Raw genomic sequence first — 14,827 nt, forward strand, 5'->3', positions numbered from 1 at the left:
CGGGCGTGAGCCCGGCCTTTTAATTCGGTCGTGAGATCCGCTCAGTACAGCGGGAAATTCTGCGGATAGCCGCCGAGATCGGACGGCGTCGGCAGCGGCTGGCGATCGATCGGGCGGTTGTTGTTCTCGCGGGCGAAGGACGGATAGCCCACCGCCGGCGGGAAGGCGTAGTCGCTGAACTTGCGGTCGCCCGGATTGACCTCGGTGCCGCCGTCGAGCCAGGAGCGCTTGCTCACATAGATACGGGTGCGACCCTGCTGGTAGACCGCATTGGGGCCGCTCGGGCCGTAAATCGGCCGGCCGCGATCGTCATAGCGCTGCTTGGTCTTGGTGTCGGCCGCAGCCGGTGTCGCGAAGGCCACGGCAATCGCGGCGCCCGCCGCAAGCAACGTCGCCAGTTTGTTCGCGGCAAAGAAATTCGAGCTCATCACGTCCCCTTCAGGCGGCAAGCCGCCAGTCGATTTCACCCCATACTAGCCCGGCCGGGGTGGCCGCAACTAGGTCAATTCAGTCACACCGCGCCGGAATAATCGTGCGCGCCGGCAAAAGTTGCATGCGTACCAGTGACTTGAGCTTGATGAGGATCAAAGAGCGCCGCGCAATTGCGCATTGGCGGCACCCAGCAGCCAGTCCGCCGAGCCGCCGGCGTCACAGGAGCGCCGCTTCAGCTCAGCATGGGCGAACAATTCCGCGAGCTTCGGCTCGTTGCCGGAGGTGAGCAGCGTCAGCCGGTTCAGGGTGCAGGCGATCGCCGCGCGGCGTGCCGGCATCGTGTCGCCCTGGCAGGAGAAGCCGGAGATCTGCAAGCCCGGCTCCTCGTTGCGCTTGAGGTAGCCGAGGCAGGCCGGCGTCCCGTCCGCTGTGCCGGTCGGCCGGAACAGGGCAACGGGGCCGAATTTGGTGTCGATCAGGCCGGCCTGCTCGAGCGCGGTGGCCCCACCCAGTCCCATCTGGACGGCGAGGCCCGCGGCCGCCGGCCGCGTCACGTCGAATTCGCTGCCTTCCCGGTAGATCTCGAGCTCGGCCAAAGGCTTGTCGGCCTCGCCGGTCCAGCGCATCACGTCGCGCCGGCCCCCCTCGGGGTGCCTGAAAATGGTGTAAGAGGCTGTTTTATCTGATGAATCGAGCCGGCTAAGAGCAAAGGCCGGGTGCGAGCGGGAGGCGTCGGCCCAGCCTGGCTTCTCCGCGGGCTCGTCGTCGCGCAGGTCAGGCAGCTGACCGAGCCCGGCAAGCGCGAGGATGGCAAACAGCGCCAGCGCCCCCACATAGGCGAGCAGGCGTGCCAGCGTGCCGACGACCTCGTCGGCGAAATTGGCAAGCGCCAGATGGATCTGGGTGGGCGTTGCGGCCGTGCTGGCCTCAGGCGATTGCATCCACGGCCTTCAGGCATGGTCCAACGTTGTCTTGAGGCCGGTTCTCGCATAGAAGCGCTGCTCTTCCTGTTTAAGCGTCAGCTTCAGGAACGGGCTTTTTCATCGGAGAGTGAACGATGGGTTACAAAGTCGCAGTCGTCGGCGCGACCGGCAATGTCGGACGGGAAATGCTCAACATTCTGGATGAGCGCAAATTCCCCGCGGACGAGGTCGTGGCCCTGGCGTCACGCCGCAGCGTCGGTGTCGAGGTCTCCTATGGCGACCGCACCCTGAAGTGCAAGGCGCTCGAGCATTACGATTTCTCCGACGTCGACATCTGCCTGATGTCGGCCGGCGGCGAGGTCTCGAAGGAATGGTCGCCGAAGATCGGCGCCGCCGGCGCGGTCGTGATCGACAATTCCTCGGCCTGGCGCATGGATCCGGACGTGCCTTTGATCGTGCCGGAAGTGAATGCGGATGCGACCGCCGGCTTCAAGACGAAGAACATCATCGCCAACCCGAACTGCTCGACCGCGCAGCTCGTGGTCGCGCTGAAGCCGCTGCACGACAAGGCCACCATCAAGCGCGTCGTGGTGTCGACCTATCAATCGGTGTCGGGCGCCGGCAAGGACGGCATGGACGAGTTGTTCGCGCAGACCAAGTCCGTCTACACCAACCAGGAACTGGTCAGTAAGAAATTCCCCAAGCGCATCGCCTTCAACGTCATCCCTCACATCGACGTCTTCATGGAGGACGGCTACACCAAGGAAGAGTGGAAGATGATGGCGGAGACCAAGAAGATTCTTGATCCCAAGATCAAGCTCTCCGCGACCTGCGTGCGCGTGCCGGTGTTCGTCGGCCACTCAGAGGCCGTCAACATCGAGTTCGAGAATCCGATCAGCGCAGACGAGGCGCGCAGCATCCTGCGCACGGCGCCGGGCTGTCTCGTCATCGACAAGCAGGAGCCCGGCGGCTACGCCACGCCGTATGAAGCGGCCGGCGAGGACGCGACCTACATCAGCCGCATCCGCGAGGACGCCACGGTGGAGAACGGTCTCGTGCTCTGGTGCGTGTCGGACAATCTGCGCAAGGGCGCCGCGCTCAACGCGATCCAGATCGCGGAAGTCCTGATCAACCGCAAGCTCATCAGCGCGAAGAAGAAGGCGGCGTAACAGGTCTCGTAGGGTGGGCAAAGCGAAGCGTGCCCACGACCTGTTTCAATCGGGAGAGATGGTGGGCACGGCGCGTTGCGCCTTTGCCCACCCTACGAATTCAAACCGCGCCGACGCAGCCCTACACCACGCTCCGCGCGCTCTTGAATTCCTTGCTCGTCTTGTCCAGCACGAACAGCGTTCCCTCCGCGACGCCGAAATAGGCGCCGTGCAGCTGCATCTGGCCGCTCTCGACGGCCTTGCGCACGAACGGGAACGTCATCAGGTTTTCCAGGCTGCGGAACACCGCGGCCTTCTCGATGCGCTCGACGAATTGCGCCATGGTCTCGTGGTCGCGCTGCTCGACCACCTCGCCCGGCTTGATGAACATCTGCATCCATTTGCCGATGAAGTCGCCGGGCGTCAGCGGCTCGATCTTGTCGACGAAGGCGCGGATGCCGCCGCATTGCGCGTGGCCGAGGATGACGATGTGCTTCACCTTCAGCACCGTCACGGCATATTCGAGCGCGGCCGAGACACCGTGCGCGTTGCCGTCGGGCTGATACACCGGCACCAGGTTGGCGATGTTGCGGACCACGAACAATTCGCCCGGGCCGACGTCGAAAATGGTCTCCGGCGCGACGCGGCTGTCGCAGCAGCCGATCACCATCACTTCCGGGAACTGTCCCTTCACCGACAGCTCGCGATAGCGGTTCTGCTCGGCCGGCAGCCGCTGAGTGGCGAAGGCGTTGTAGCCTTCCAGCAAATGCTTCGGGAATGTGATCATGGCCTATGCCTAATCATATACCGGTAGCGCGAACAAGCCTTTCGAATAGGCAGGCCAGATGCTATCGGCTTCGGCCATAATAGAGACGACGACACCGGAAGGAACGTAGCATGACCCGCCCGCGCCGCAGCCACCTGTTCATGCCCGGCTCCAATCCCCGCGCCCTTGAAAAGGCACGAAATCTCGCCGCCGACGGCCTCATCCTGGACCTCGAGGATTCCGTCGCTCCCGACGCCAAGGCGGTGGCGCGCGACGGCATCGCCGCCGCGATCGCCGCAAAAGGCTTCGGCAAGCGCGAGATCCTGATCCGGACCAACGGCCTCGACACGCAATGGTGGGCCGATGACGTCGCGATGGCGGCCAAGGCGTCGCCGGACGGTATCCTGGTTCCCAAGGTTTCAAGCATTGAGGATCTCCAGACCATCGGCCACCATCTCGCCGAGCTCGGCGCGGCGCCGACCGTGAAGGTCTGGGCCATGATCGAGACCGCGCGCGCGGTGCTGCATGCCGAGGAGCTGGCGGTGGCCGGCCGCGATCCGAAGACGCGCCTCTCCGGTTTCGTGTTCGGCCCGAACGACATCTCGCGCGAGACGCGCATCAAGATGATGCCGGGCCGCGCCGCGATGCTCCCGATGATCACCCATTGCATCCTGGCGACGCGCGCCGCCGGCCTCGAGATCCTCGATGGCCCCTATAGCGACATCAACAATCCCGACGGCTTTGCCACCGAATGCGCGCAAGGCCGTGATCTCGGCTTCGACGGCAAGACGCTGATTCATCCGTCGCAGATCGAGGCCTGCAACGCGATCTTCACCCCGCCGGACGAGGAGATCGCGCGCGCCCGAAAAATCATCGCGGCGTTCGAGCTGCCGGAAAACGTCTCGCGCGGTGCGATCCGGCTCGACGGCGCAATGGTCGAGCGCCTGCACGCCGACATGGCGCGACGCACGATCGAGATCGCGGATGCGATCGCGGCGATGGGGAAGGGCTAGGGCGCACGCCCAGTCATCCGATCGACATCGTCACGGCGATGTGCGATCGCGCTGCTCTTCGCTGATACCTGGCGGCGCGGCGATCATGGATTTCCGGGCTCCCGCGCGCGGCGCGGGCCCCGGAATGACGGATTGCATCACCAGGCAGCCTTGCTAGGCCGCTTTGGACTGACTGGCGGCTGCGAGGGTATCGCGCAGGTGTTGTTCCTTCTTTTCATCGAGCGAGGTCTTGAGGACCGTCCCTCCCGCATCCTTGATCTCATTGAGAACCTTGTCTGCGGTCATGCTCTTGATGAGCAGGAACAGAACGGCGTCGCCCGATTTCACCTTCGCGGCGAGATCCTTCATGAAGTTATCTTTGATGCCGAAATCGGTCAGCGCGCCACCCAATGCGCCTGCGCCGGCACCGAGGGCCACGCCGATAAGAGGATTCAGGAACACCATTCCAAACAGCAGTCCCCAGAAGCTGCCGCTTGCGGCGCCCATCATCGCAGTGTTCACGAGCTGATTGAGCTTGACGGAATCCTCTGTCTTGACTGCGATCACGGCATCCTGGATCGCGATCAGATATTCCTTCTGGAGCTTGAGTATCTTCTGCCGAACTTCTTCTGCCTTGGCTTCGGATGGGTATACGATCGCAACAAGGTCTGACATTGAACACTCCTGTTCTGATTTGAAGTGCTGCCCCTGATCCGCTTGATATGCGCGGCCAACGTTTAACACAGACCGAAACGTCTCTCGTCAGCTAATAGGTTCCGCACGTTCACAACTCGGAGATGTTCCGAGGCGGTGCAATTGAGTAAGCGGGATTGTCTTACGTGCCGTCGAACAAGCGCCACGGGCTTGTCCGTCCGCGCCTTTGTAACGAGGCGTGACGGATCTTAATCAAATCGTCGGCTTCGCGGTGGGAAGCGCAATCGTGACGGATATTTTTCAGCCTTGCGATCGCGGCGATGGGGAAGGGCTAGGGCTCGCTTTTGGCCTGGCCGGCGATGCCGTGCCACACGGCGTCCTTCAGGGCGATGAGCGAAGGCGGTGGGATGGTCGGCGGATCGGCAGGTCCATTTGCCGCGCCCGGCACCAGCACGGCAACATGGATCTCGCCGTCGGTGTAGTAGGGGTCGCCACCGCCATTTCGGCCGAACAGCGTCGGGCCTATGCCCGAGATCTGAAAGAAATTGCTGACGACGTTGGCCTTGCGCAAATCGGTCATCAGGAGGTCACGCTCGGCATCGATGTCGGGATCGATGTGATGAGTGACCTGTCCCGTGTCGTGGCTTAGTCCGACACCCCGGTCGAAGGTCGCCGAGCCAAGCCAGACCGGTCGACCGTCGTCACCCTTGTCGAGGGCCCTCCAGAACCGAACGTGATGCCGTCGATCCGCGCTGCGCCCGACGGGCTTCTCGAAAGCGAATTGCTCCTTCTTTCCTAGATAGTAGAGCGGGCTGACGGGAGCGTTGTGATAGGGGCGATCCAGCACCACGCTCCCGACGATCTCGACACTCGAACGCAGGGTCACGGCATCGGCGGCAAACCATCCGGCCGCATTCATGGCGCGGACGAGGTCTTCGTCGTTGCCGACGATACCGACGTTCAGGGGATCGGCGGGGATATCGTCCGATGTCCTGGTCACCATCGGCAACGAAGCAAGTCCGGCCTCGTGCTCGTGGTGAATCCACAGCAGGGGCACGAGGAAATACGCCAGCGCCAGATAGACGAGCAGCACAATTGCCAAACGGAAAAGCCACCGTCGCTTCTTCGTCCCGTTCTCGGCTGGGTTGGTCATGCGGCTTCGTTCGCACCAGGATGCCCGACACCATACCCCTCCAGCCCGCGACTACAATGCCATTCAGGATATCTGCACCAGCCCCTCGGTGAGGCACGATATCGGCGCGTTTGAACGATTCCAGATTGGCGTCCGGCGGCTGCGACAATTACTCACATCCGTCTCACGACAGCTCGTCCATGCAGGCTTCGTTTCGACGTTGCGCGGAAGCGTGTCATGCGAACGCGCGCAGAAATTTCAAGTGTCGCGCCTGTCGCCGTGTGGAATCGAAACATCAGTCGATGACGTTCTCCAGTGCGCGACGCGCCGGATCGCTCTCAAAATATTAGATGCCTTCTATTAGGCGACGCGCGTCTCGCTGTTTATTGCACATCGTGTCTCGTCGGCGCGATGAGACGGGGCATCAATAAGAAAAGTCTCCGGGGTGTTATGATTTACGACTTGAAGTGCACGCGCACGATTGGATTCGTGTGCGTATCGATGCTGCTGACCACGACCGCATCGTTCGCCCAGCAATCGGACCGTCCATCGTCGGCTGGAACTGCGCAGCCACTTCCTCCCGTGACCGTGTCCGCGCCCGAGCACCGCGCTGCGCCCGCCCGGAGGCAGCATGCGTCTAGTCCGGCGCGGTCGAGACGTCAGGCCGGTCGCGGCGAAAGCGCGCCGGCGGCAGCAGCACCGGCGACAGTCGGTGCGCAGCGTGCCGCATTGCCGGTGCCCTATGTCGGCGGGCAAATCGCGCGCGGCGGCCGGCTCGGCCTGCTCGGCAACAAGGACTATATGGAAACGCCGTACAGCCTCACCAGCTATACGGAGAAGACCATCCGTGACCAGCAGGCGACCAGCGTCGCGGAAGTTCTCACCAATTCCGATCCGTCGGTGCGCGCTGCCATCGGCAGCAGCAATCGCTATGACGCGCTGACCATTCGCGGCTTCCGCGTCGAAAACAGCGAGATCGCGTTGAACGGGCTGTACGGTCTCGTGCCGGCCTATCGCATCAACCCGGCGCCGATCGAACGCATTGAACTGCTCAAGGGCCCGGCGGCGTTCCTCAGCGGCATGGCCCCGCAGGGAAGCATCGGCGGCAGCGTCAATGTGGTGACCAAGCGTGCCGACGAGGATCTGACGCGCCTGACCGTCGGCTATATCTCGAACGCCCGCTTCGGCACGGAGGTCGACGTGGCGCGCCGCTACGGCGATCAGAAGGAATGGGGCGTCCGGTTCAATGGCGGGATCGATGGTGGAAACACCACGATCGATCGCCAGTCGGTGCGTGACGGTGTCGGCTCGCTCGGCGTCGATTACCGGGGCGAGCGATTCCGATGGTCTGCCGACGTCATCTATCAAGACGACTGGATGAAGGCTGCGGCGCGTGGCTATACCCCGGTCAAGGGCATCGCAGTGCCGAATGCGCCCGATCCGCGCATCAATCTCGCCCAGCCCTTCGATTATGCCCGCGCAAAGAGCCTCACCGGCCTGACGCGCGCCGAATATGATCTGTCGAACAACGTGACCGTGTTTGGCGCCATCGGCGGAAATCAGTTCGGCTACGACAAGCGGGAGGCGCCGGGCGCGACGCTCCTCACGACGTCGGGTGACGCACTTTCAACGTCGCGCTTCCAGACCGGCAAGTCCGAGGGCGTGTCCGGCGAAGCCGGTGTGCGGGCCCGTTTCGACACCGGTCCGGTCAGTCACGAGGTGGTCGTCAGCGGCAGCGCTTTGAACCGTACCGATTGGCTCGGCCAGACCAACTATGGAAACTACCTGACGAACATCTACGCGCCGACGATCCTGGCGAGCCCGGGCACGCCGGTCTCTTCATTCCCGGAAGGCAAGTCGGCTTTTCTCGGACTTCGCAGCGTTGGTGTCGCCGACACCCTCTCGATGATGAACGGGATGCTCCAGGTGATCGTCGGGGCCCGGCAGCAGCAGGTCGTCGCGAACAACTACGACAGCGTCAGCGGGCTGGAGACGACCCACTACGATCAAAGCGCCACATCGCCCTCCGTGGCACTGCTGGTGCGGCCGATCAAGGAAGTGTCCTTTTATGCGAGCTACATCGAAGGTCTCACGCCCGGGCCGACGCCTCCGTCCGGTGCGGCCAACACCAACCAGGTGTTCGCTCCGTTCAAGACCAAGCAGTACGAGGTCGGGACCAAGCTCGATCTCGGGCGATTCGGCGCAAGCCTGGCGGCGTTCCAGATCAGCCTGCCCAGCGGCGTCACCGATCCCGTTTCAAAAATCTACAGCCTCGACGGCGAACAGCGAAATCGCGGCATCGAGCTCAATACCTTCGGCGAGGTCGGCCCCGGCATTCGGGTTCTGGGCGGCGTAACCTATCTCGACGCGCGCCTCACCAAGACCGATGGCCATCTCTATGACGGGAATCATGCGATCGGTGCGCCGGGCTGGCAGAGCAATCTCGGCATCGAGTGGGATGCGCCCTTCCTGCCTGGACTGACAACGACGGCGCGCGCCATCTACACCAGCCGGGCCTATGTCAGCTCGGACAACATCCAGAGCGTGCCGGCCTGGATGACCTTCGACATCGGTGCGCGTTATGCGACCAGCCTGGCCGGGCGGCCCACCACGTTCCGCGCGTCCGTCACCAACCTGTTCGACAACCGCTACTGGATCGGCAACCCGACCGGCTACGTGATCAGCGGCATGCCGCGGACGCTGTGGTTGTCGATGTCGGTCGACTTCTGACGCGAAGCGAACCCTCGTCGCGTCGCCTCAGTGCGGCGCGATTTCGGCGCGATCGAGCGATTCCAGCGTCGACGCGTTGCCGCAATAGCCGGGGTAGTTCTCGGCGGCAGTGCCGGTGACGAGCTCCAGGTTGCAGCGTGCCTTGTGATGGCACAGCGAGCAGACCCGCTCCATGTCGCGCAGCAGCAGCGGTTGCGCACGCTGCAGGCGGTCGCTGTCGATGCCGAGCCGGTCGAGCATCTGCGGCAGCTCGTCGGCGGCGTGGTGGCCGTGGCGGACGAGGTCTTCGAGATCGTCGGGTGCGATCCTGAGATCGTTGGCGATGCGGTCGAAATCGGAGCGATCGAGCTGCCGCAACTCGTTCAGCTCGCGGCGATGCTTCAGCCAGCCGGCAAAGGATTCGATGAGGTCCTGGACGATGGGATAGGGCCTGCTTGCGGTGCTCATGCGAAGCTCCATGGGGCGCGTGCGATGGGAGCCAGACTAGGCACAATGGTGCAGACGCGCGTTGCGCTGGATCAAATTGGGAAGGGATCGAGGAAGCGGCTCTCGTGTCGCGGAGGTGTGCGGCAGTGTCGCAACAACCACCTTCGCCGGGACGACAGCGGAGAATTGGCGTTCAGCCAAACCGCTCCGTCGCCCACGCATACAGGCTACCGTGAATCGGCTTCTCGCCGCCGCGGCCCTTGGGGGAGATGTGCAGGCCGATGATCTCGGGATCGGTGACGAGGCCGAGATAGCTCGAAGGATCGAAGAACAATTTTGGCTCCGCGTGCACTGCGTAGAACGACTGCTTCGGCAGCGCGTTCTGCAATTCGCCGGTACGGCGGGCGAGCGCGGTCAGTGCCGCCGGCCCGTAGATCGCGACTCGAATATCCGAGAGACGGTTCGAGCCGCCGCGCAGGCGGCGCATCAGGAAGGTGATGCGGTGGCGTGCCGACAGCCAGTTCGGCGTCAGCTCCTCCTGCTCCATCAGCTCTTCGAAGGCGGCGACGATGCCGTGCTCCGGCGGCAGATAAATCACGGAATTGCCGAGCTGGCGCGGCCGCTCCCAGGCGAAATAAGGTCTTGCCGGATTGATCTCGACCGGCTTGAGCAGCAGCACGTCGGCATCGAGCCAGAGGCCGAGGCGCTTCGCCATCAGCTTCATGCGGAAGAAATCGCTGAACTGCAGCGTGGTCCAGTCGCGCCAGCTACCGTCCGGCTGCGGTGGCCGCAGCCGTTCGGAGAATGCGTGCGGCAGGATCGCCTCGGCATCGGCATTGTCGACGCCGGCGGGCAGACCCGGGATGGTGTCGAAACTGTAGACCGTGACCTTGTGGCCGGCAGCGAGCTGCGAGCGCAGACAGGTCTGGCGCAGCGCGTCCATCGGGCCATGCCAGAAGGTGACGATCTCGGGCAGCATGAGGCAGAGATATACGGGATATCAAAGGCAAAGAAAAAGCCCCGGCGCGCGTCTCGCACCGGGGCTTCGAATGAGACTTGAGATCAAGCCCAGGCGCGTTCGCGCTTCAGCTTGTCCTCATAGGTATCGATCGAGGACTTCTTCTCCATCGTGAGACCGATGTCGTCGAGGCCGTTGATCAGGCAGTGCTTGCGGAACGGGTCGATCTCGAACTTGACCTTGCCGCCGTCGGGACCGCGGATTTCCTGGTTCGGCAGGTCGATCGTCAGCGTCGCGTTGGCGCCGCGCTCGGCGTCGTCGAACAGCTTGTCGAGGTCTTCCTGCGACACGCGGATCGGCAGAATGCCGTTCTTGAAGCAGTTGTTGTAGAAGATGTCGCCGAACGAGGTCGAGATCACGCAGCGGATGCCGAAATCGAGCAGCGCCCAGGGCGCGTGCTCGCGGCTCGAGCCGCAGCCGAAATTGTCGCCGGCAACCAGCACCTTCGAGGTGCGATAGGCGGGCTGGTTGAGGACGAAATCCGGATTCTCGCTGCCGTCGTCCTTGTAGCGCTGCTCGGAGAACAGTCCCTTGCCAAGGCCGGTGCGCTTGATGGTCTTGAGGTACTGCTTCGGAATGATCATGTCGGTGTCGACATTGATGATCTTCAGCGGCGCCGCGACGCCTTCCAGCGTGGTGAACTTGTCCATCTTGGGCTTCCCGGTTGGAACTCAGGGGAGGGCTGTTTAGCCCGGTTGGCGCGCAAATCCTAGGCCGGATTCGGCAATCTTGGTCTGTCAGGGTGGCGGGGCCATGCTCTCGGGGACAAAGCCGGTCGGCAGGCCGTCGATGCTCTTCATGTTCTTCAGGCCCCAGTATTTGCGCAGATTGTCGACGCCCTGCTTCGTCCAGTAGCGCACCAGGCTGCCGCGCTCCTGCTTGTAGTCGAACAGGGGCACGCCCATGCCGCACGATGTCTGCACCAGCTCGACCGAGAGGCGCACGATCTGGCGTGCTCCGGTCATGTCCTCGAACCCAGGAGCGAGATCGGCGTACTCCGGCGTGCCGCGCATCAGCGACCGGCCCTGGCCATAGAGCCGCAGGATCACCGGGGGTCCTTCGAAGGCGCAAAACATGATGGTCAGGCGCTTGTCGTCGGAGGCAAGCAGGTGCGCGCGGGTCTCGCTGCCGCTACCGGTGCAATCGAGGTAGGCGACGTCATTGTCTCCGAGCACCCGGAACGAGGACAGGCCCTTGGGGGACACGTTGATGCGCCCTTTCGGCGGGGCGCTCGCGACGAAGAAGATTTTTTGACGCTCGATGAAAGCCCGGTGCTCCGGTTCGATCTTCGCGAATTGCTTGCCCATGTCCTGCGTCCTTTGCGCGGCGACGAAGTCTGGACAGAAAGCCTAACACCTACTTAATACCGGTTTAAGGATCTAACTTATGCTGGTATAAATACCACCATGATCGGACAAGACCCGGCCGCCCCGGCTCTCTCGCTCAGTGCGTTCCTGCGGGCGCTCCGGGAGCGCCAGTCGCCGGCCGAATTCGGCCTCGCCGCCGGGCCACGGCGGCGCACGCCCGGGCTGCGGCGCGAGGAGGTCGCCCAGCTCTGCGGCTTGAGCGTCACCTGGTACACATGGATCGAGCAGGGGCGCGACGTGTCCGTCTCGGCCTCGGCACTTGCGCGCCTCGCCAGCGGGTTGCGCCTGTCACGAGCCGAGCGCAGCTATTTGTTTGAAGTCGCCGGCAAGCGCGATCCCGAACGTCCCGGCATTAGGGATGATCCGCCCGAGGAGATCCTGGCCTGCGTCGATGCAATCGATGGACCCGCCTACATCCTCGATCGCACGTGGCGCGCGCGTCGCTGGAATGCGAAGGCGTCGCTGCTGTTTGCGGGATGGCTTGATGCAGACGGCGAGAAAAATCTGCTGCGCTACATCTTCCTCAGGCCCGAGGCGCGAACCCTGATCCTTGACTGGACCGCCCGCGCACGTCGCGTCGTCGCGGAGTTCCGCGCCGCGGTGACGGCCTACTCCGACGATCCGGAGATTCGCCGGCTGGTCGAGGAACTGAGACTGGGAAGCCCCGACTTCGAACGCTGCTGGGAAACGCAGGGAGTGTTGGCGCGCGAAGGAGGCGAGCGCACGTTCGATCACCCGACCATGGGGCTGCTGCACTATCAGCAGGTGTCGCTGTCGCTCGCGGGTTGGTCCGACTATCGGCTGACGATGCTTCTCCCTGCAGCGCGCCTCGAGACGTCCGCGCCCTACTCGGCCTGAGCCTCGATCGCCTCCATATCGGCGTCAGAGAGGCCAAAATGGTGGCCGATCTCGTGGATCAAGACGTGGCGGACGATATGGCCGATGGTCTCGTCGTGCTCGGCCCAGTAGTCGAGGATCGGCCTGCGGTAGAGCCAGACCATGTTGGGCAGCCGCGCCACGTCGCCAAAGCTCTGCTGGGGCAGGCCGACGCCCTGGAACAGGCCGAGCAGGTCGAACTCGCTCTCGCATTCCATCTCGTCCAGGACCTCCTCGGTGGGGAAGTCGTCGACGCGGATGATCACGCCTTCGCAGAGGCCGCGAAATTCCGCCGGCAGGCGCTCGAAAATGTCGTGCGCCGTCACTTCCATCTCGGCCAGCGAGGGCGCTTTCAGGTCCGTCCACATAGGGTTCTCATAAAGCGTTTTCGAGCGAAGTGGCTACCGGTTCGCGTAAAGAAAACGCGACAAAAAAGAATCTAGAGCCCCCTTCCGATCCCATCGGAACGGAAAGGGCTCTAGCGCGGGTTTCCCGCTGATGCATCCGGCTTTATAAGCGCGCGAGGTTGACGGGCGCCGCCAAAACGGGGAGCTTGGGGCCTCGATGGGGGACGGGTCAGGTGGGCGATAAAATGCGAGCAAACACAGCGCTGACGCTACTGTGCATGGGGTTGTTTTCGCTGGTTTGCGTTGGTGGTGCCCATGCCCAGCCTCTTGCCCAGACGGCCGGCACCGAACTCCGTATGGCCCAGGCGGTCTCGCCCGACGACGTCCCGCCGCCGCGCAAGCGGCCCCAGACCCGCCTGCGCGTCACGCCCTACTACACCCCGGACGGCGTCTATCCGCGATACAACCCGGGCCCGGATGCGGTCCGCGAGTGCAACGCCGTTTATGTGCAGGAATTCCGGCCAAGCGGCACGGTGATCGTGCCGCATATGAGCTGCTACTGGCGTCGCGGCTGATCCGCGCTCAGTGCCCGCGCAGCGCGCCGATCAGCCCGGCGCCGACGATGAGCGCAGAGGCGCCATAGACCAGGATCGCCATCACGAGCTGCGTCAGCGGGCTGGCCGTGCCGCCCTCGACGCCGGGCCCTTGCGAGGCCAGCGCCGAACTCGCGCCGAGCAGCACGCTCGCTGTGATCGCGAGGCGAGATATCCGCAGTCTGCTGGAACTTGCCAAGAAACTTGCCAAGAAACTTGCCATGACCATCTCCTGCATTCGCTCGACCAGAAGATACGTACGTCGCTGACGGCTGGTTTTGGTGGCGCGTGAAATGTTGCGCCGCTGCCGAGGAACCTAGCCCGTGTTCTCTGCATTCAAGTCCGGGGCGCGTTTCATCCATAACAGATTCAGGCCCGCGGTTCCAGGTTCGGCGCTTGCCGAGCCTGCGACGCGACGCCTGATCCGTGCGTGCACCCGCAACGATGTCAGGAGATCCAACGAAATGCAGTCAATGAAAATGCTCGGCCTCGCGGCCGCTGGCGCGCTGTTCGTCCTCGCCGCGCCGGTGGAGCGCGCGCAGGCGGTGTCGCTGATCAATCCCGGCGCCGCGCAATCGGTGCAGGATGAAGCCAGGCCGACGACCGAGGTGCGCTGGCATCGCCATCACTGGCGCCCGCGTCATTGGCGCGGACACCGCTGGCATCATCATCGCCGCTGGTGATGCGCGGGTCGCGTTGAGGACAGGCCCGCATGACGGGCCTGTTTTAACTTGCAGGCGGCCGCGCGTTGCCCTCATGCTGCGGGCGGAGGTCGTTATGACGAGATGGATCGCATTGGCTGTTGTTGTCGGGCTCGCCGCGGGCCTGCCTCACGCTTCCGCTGCGCAGCGCGTGACGAAGCTTCCGGATGCCTCGGCGGGGCGCGCGGTGTTCGATGGGCGACGACACGTCCGCTACGATGTTGCGCGCTACACGCCGCGCCCTGATCCGCATTATTACGCGCGGCCCGTGTATTATCGGCCTTATCCTTACGGCGTGCCCGCACCCTTTGTGATCGGCTACGGGCCGTTTTGGTGATACCTCAGGCCGCAGGCGCAAATCCCTTCACCAGCAGCACCGTCGCTTGCGCGCCTGCCTTGCGATCACGCGAGATGTCCTGGTAGTCGGGCGAGTTCGAGAAGGCGAGGAATGCAGCCTCGTCGGGAAACGACATCATGACAAGCTTGTCATGCGGCCATGCGCCTTCGAGCACGCGCGGTTGCTCGTCAGCGGCGAGCAGCCTTCCATTGAACTTCCTGAACACGTCGAAGAACCGCGCCTGGTAGCGGTCATAGGCCGCGCGATCCGTCATCTTCAGCTGCGCAATCGCGTAGACGGTCATCTCCCGAATTCCTTTTGTCCGTGCACCTTGTTCTGGCACTGCGCGGAACGTCGTTCATTCATGGCGCATTCACGTCCCTGT

19 protein-coding genes are annotated in these 14,827 nt (G+C 63.6%); 7 read left to right on the forward strand and 12 right to left on the reverse strand.

Translation table 11 applies throughout. The features are described 5' to 3' along the window. Positions 1 to 41: 41 nt before the first annotated feature. Positions 42 to 428 (reverse strand): hypothetical protein, encoded by a 387-nt coding sequence (locus QA645_RS02015; protein WP_254127606.1) that lies wholly within the window; start codon positions 426 to 428, stop codon positions 42 to 44. A gap of 156 nt (positions 429 to 584) precedes the next feature. Continuing rightward, positions 585 to 1,373, reverse strand: a complete 789-nt coding sequence (locus QA645_RS02020; RefSeq protein WP_283047834.1) for a hypothetical protein — start codon at positions 1,371 to 1,373, stop codon at positions 585 to 587. 116 nt (positions 1,374 to 1,489) lie between these two features. Here QA645_RS02020 and QA645_RS02025 point away from each other — a divergent pair, with 116 nt between their 5' ends. Next, positions 1,490 to 2,524, forward strand: a complete 1,035-nt coding sequence (locus QA645_RS02025) for an aspartate-semialdehyde dehydrogenase (protein WP_254191283.1) — start codon at positions 1,490 to 1,492, stop codon at positions 2,522 to 2,524. A 121-nt stretch (positions 2,525 to 2,645) separates the two neighbouring features. Here the strand turns inward: QA645_RS02025 and QA645_RS02030 are convergent, their stop codons facing one another. Further along, positions 2,646 to 3,290: a carbonic anhydrase gene (locus tag QA645_RS02030; protein ID WP_283047836.1), complete on the reverse strand. Its 645-nt coding sequence runs from the start codon at positions 3,288 to 3,290 to the stop codon at positions 2,646 to 2,648. A gap of 110 nt (positions 3,291 to 3,400) precedes the next feature. On the opposite strand from QA645_RS02030, the gene QA645_RS02035 reads away from it, so the two are divergent. Then, positions 3,401 to 4,282, forward strand: a complete 882-nt coding sequence (locus QA645_RS02035; RefSeq protein WP_254127615.1) for a CoA ester lyase — start codon at positions 3,401 to 3,403, stop codon at positions 4,280 to 4,282. Between the two features lie 153 nt (positions 4,283 to 4,435). Here the strand turns inward: QA645_RS02035 and QA645_RS02040 are convergent, their stop codons facing one another. Then, the gene (locus QA645_RS02040; protein WP_283047839.1) at positions 4,436 to 4,936 is read right to left on the reverse strand and encodes a DUF1269 domain-containing protein; all 501 of its coding nucleotides are present in this window, start codon (positions 4,934 to 4,936) and stop codon (positions 4,436 to 4,438) included. 310 nt (positions 4,937 to 5,246) lie between these two features. Further along, positions 5,247 to 6,068, reverse strand: coding sequence for an LssY C-terminal domain-containing protein (locus QA645_RS02045; protein ID WP_283047840.1), 822 nt, complete (start codon positions 6,066 to 6,068; stop codon positions 5,247 to 5,249). A 294-nt stretch (positions 6,069 to 6,362) separates the two neighbouring features. On the opposite strand from QA645_RS02045, the gene QA645_RS02050 reads away from it, so the two are divergent. Then, positions 6,363 to 8,777: a TonB-dependent siderophore receptor gene (locus QA645_RS02050; RefSeq protein WP_283047842.1), complete on the forward strand. Its 2,415-nt coding sequence runs from the start codon at positions 6,363 to 6,365 to the stop codon at positions 8,775 to 8,777. A gap of 27 nt (positions 8,778 to 8,804) precedes the next feature. On the opposite strand, the gene QA645_RS02055 is transcribed toward QA645_RS02050, so the two are convergent. From QA645_RS02055 to QA645_RS02070, 4 genes are all read right to left on the reverse strand, one after another. Then, positions 8,805 to 9,224 carry a DUF6455 family protein gene (locus QA645_RS02055; protein ID WP_283047844.1) on the reverse strand — a complete coding sequence of 140 codons (420 nt, stop codon included), beginning with the start codon at positions 9,222 to 9,224 and terminating at the stop codon, positions 8,805 to 8,807. A gap of 172 nt (positions 9,225 to 9,396) precedes the next feature. Further along, the gene (locus QA645_RS02060) at positions 9,397 to 10,182 is read right to left on the reverse strand and encodes a hypothetical protein (RefSeq protein ID WP_283047846.1); all 786 of its coding nucleotides are present in this window, start codon (positions 10,180 to 10,182) and stop codon (positions 9,397 to 9,399) included. Between the two features lie 83 nt (positions 10,183 to 10,265). Then, positions 10,266 to 10,871 carry a 3-isopropylmalate dehydratase small subunit gene (gene leuD, locus QA645_RS02065; protein WP_254127620.1) on the reverse strand — a complete coding sequence of 202 codons (606 nt, stop codon included), beginning with the start codon at positions 10,869 to 10,871 and terminating at the stop codon, positions 10,266 to 10,268. An 87-nt stretch (positions 10,872 to 10,958) separates the two neighbouring features. After that, a complete protein-coding gene (locus QA645_RS02070) occupies positions 10,959 to 11,528 on the reverse strand; it encodes a pyridoxamine 5'-phosphate oxidase family protein (RefSeq protein WP_254127621.1) in 570 nt (189 codons plus the stop codon). Positions 11,529 to 11,627: 99 nt separating this feature from the next. Between QA645_RS02070 and QA645_RS02075 the strand changes: the two genes are divergently transcribed. Then, positions 11,628 to 12,446, forward strand: coding sequence for a helix-turn-helix transcriptional regulator (locus QA645_RS02075; RefSeq protein ID WP_283047851.1), 819 nt, complete (start codon positions 11,628 to 11,630; stop codon positions 12,444 to 12,446). Here the strand turns inward: QA645_RS02075 and QA645_RS02080 are convergent. Then, on the reverse strand, positions 12,434 to 12,832 hold the full coding sequence (locus QA645_RS02080; protein ID WP_254191291.1) for a metallopeptidase family protein: 399 nt from the start codon (positions 12,830 to 12,832) through the stop codon (positions 12,434 to 12,436). The genes QA645_RS02075 and QA645_RS02080 overlap by 13 nt on opposite strands. Positions 12,833 to 13,089: 257 nt before the next feature. On the opposite strand from QA645_RS02080, the gene QA645_RS02085 reads away from it, so the two are divergent. After that, on the forward strand, positions 13,090 to 13,386 hold the full coding sequence (locus QA645_RS02085) for a hypothetical protein (RefSeq protein ID WP_254135185.1): 297 nt from the start codon (positions 13,090 to 13,092) through the stop codon (positions 13,384 to 13,386). Between the two features lie 7 nt (positions 13,387 to 13,393). On the opposite strand, the gene QA645_RS02090 is transcribed toward QA645_RS02085, so the two are convergent. Further along, the gene (locus QA645_RS02090) at positions 13,394 to 13,627 is read right to left on the reverse strand and encodes a hypothetical protein (protein ID WP_283047856.1); all 234 of its coding nucleotides are present in this window, start codon (positions 13,625 to 13,627) and stop codon (positions 13,394 to 13,396) included. A gap of 100 nt (positions 13,628 to 13,727) precedes the next feature. On the opposite strand from QA645_RS02090, the gene QA645_RS43330 reads away from it, so the two are divergent. Both QA645_RS43330 and QA645_RS02100 read left to right on the forward strand, forming a co-directional pair. Next, a complete protein-coding gene (locus QA645_RS43330; protein WP_349253164.1) occupies positions 13,728 to 14,087 on the forward strand; it encodes a hypothetical protein in 360 nt (119 codons plus the stop codon). A gap of 94 nt (positions 14,088 to 14,181) precedes the next feature. Further along, the gene (locus QA645_RS02100) at positions 14,182 to 14,442 is read left to right on the forward strand and encodes a hypothetical protein (RefSeq protein ID WP_254127627.1); all 261 of its coding nucleotides are present in this window, start codon (positions 14,182 to 14,184) and stop codon (positions 14,440 to 14,442) included. A gap of 4 nt (positions 14,443 to 14,446) precedes the next feature. On the opposite strand, the gene QA645_RS02105 is transcribed toward QA645_RS02100, so the two are convergent. Continuing rightward, positions 14,447 to 14,746, reverse strand: a complete 300-nt coding sequence (locus tag QA645_RS02105) for a DUF1330 domain-containing protein (RefSeq protein WP_283047858.1) — start codon at positions 14,744 to 14,746, stop codon at positions 14,447 to 14,449. Positions 14,747 to 14,827 lie beyond the last annotated feature (81 nt).

It is taken from the genome of Bradyrhizobium sp. CIAT3101 (assembly GCF_029714945.1).
GTDB lineage: Bacteria > Pseudomonadota > Alphaproteobacteria > Rhizobiales > Xanthobacteraceae > Bradyrhizobium.

Bases quoted from the DNA above. Each gene is read 5' to 3' on its own strand.
- QA645_RS02015 (WP_254127606.1), bottom strand. From the start codon at position 428: ATGAGCTCGAATTTCTTTGCCGCGAACAAACTGGCGACGTTGCTTGCG.
- QA645_RS02020 (WP_283047834.1), bottom strand. From the start codon at position 1,373: ATGCAATCGCCTGAGGCCAGCACGGCCGCAACGCCCACCCAGATCCAT.
- QA645_RS02025 (WP_254191283.1), top strand. From the start codon at position 1,490: ATGGGTTACAAAGTCGCAGTCGTCGGCGCGACCGGCAATGTCGGACGG.
- QA645_RS02030 (WP_283047836.1), bottom strand. From the start codon at position 3,290: ATGATCACATTCCCGAAGCATTTGCTGGAAGGCTACAACGCCTTCGCC.
- QA645_RS02035 (WP_254127615.1), top strand. From the start codon at position 3,401: ATGACCCGCCCGCGCCGCAGCCACCTGTTCATGCCCGGCTCCAATCCC.
- QA645_RS02040 (WP_283047839.1), bottom strand. From the start codon at position 4,936: ATGTCAGACCTTGTTGCGATCGTATACCCATCCGAAGCCAAGGCAGAA.
- QA645_RS02045 (WP_283047840.1), bottom strand. From the start codon at position 6,068: ATGACCAACCCAGCCGAGAACGGGACGAAGAAGCGACGGTGGCTTTTC.
- QA645_RS02055 (WP_283047844.1), bottom strand. From the start codon at position 9,224: ATGAGCACCGCAAGCAGGCCCTATCCCATCGTCCAGGACCTCATCGAA.
- QA645_RS02060 (WP_283047846.1), bottom strand. From the start codon at position 10,182: ATGCTGCCCGAGATCGTCACCTTCTGGCATGGCCCGATGGACGCGCTG.
- leuD (WP_254127620.1), bottom strand. From the start codon at position 10,871: ATGGACAAGTTCACCACGCTGGAAGGCGTCGCGGCGCCGCTGAAGATC.
- QA645_RS02070 (WP_254127621.1), bottom strand. From the start codon at position 11,528: ATGGGCAAGCAATTCGCGAAGATCGAACCGGAGCACCGGGCTTTCATC.
- QA645_RS02075 (WP_283047851.1), top strand. From the start codon at position 11,628: ATGATCGGACAAGACCCGGCCGCCCCGGCTCTCTCGCTCAGTGCGTTC.
- QA645_RS02080 (WP_254191291.1), bottom strand. From the start codon at position 12,832: ATGTGGACGGACCTGAAAGCGCCCTCGCTGGCCGAGATGGAAGTGACG.
- QA645_RS02085 (WP_254135185.1), top strand. From the start codon at position 13,090: ATGGGGTTGTTTTCGCTGGTTTGCGTTGGTGGTGCCCATGCCCAGCCT.
- QA645_RS02090 (WP_283047856.1), bottom strand. From the start codon at position 13,627: ATGGCAAGTTTCTTGGCAAGTTTCTTGGCAAGTTCCAGCAGACTGCGG.
- QA645_RS02100 (WP_254127627.1), top strand. From the start codon at position 14,182: ATGACGAGATGGATCGCATTGGCTGTTGTTGTCGGGCTCGCCGCGGGC.
- QA645_RS02105 (WP_283047858.1), bottom strand. From the start codon at position 14,746: ATGACCGTCTACGCGATTGCGCAGCTGAAGATGACGGATCGCGCGGCC.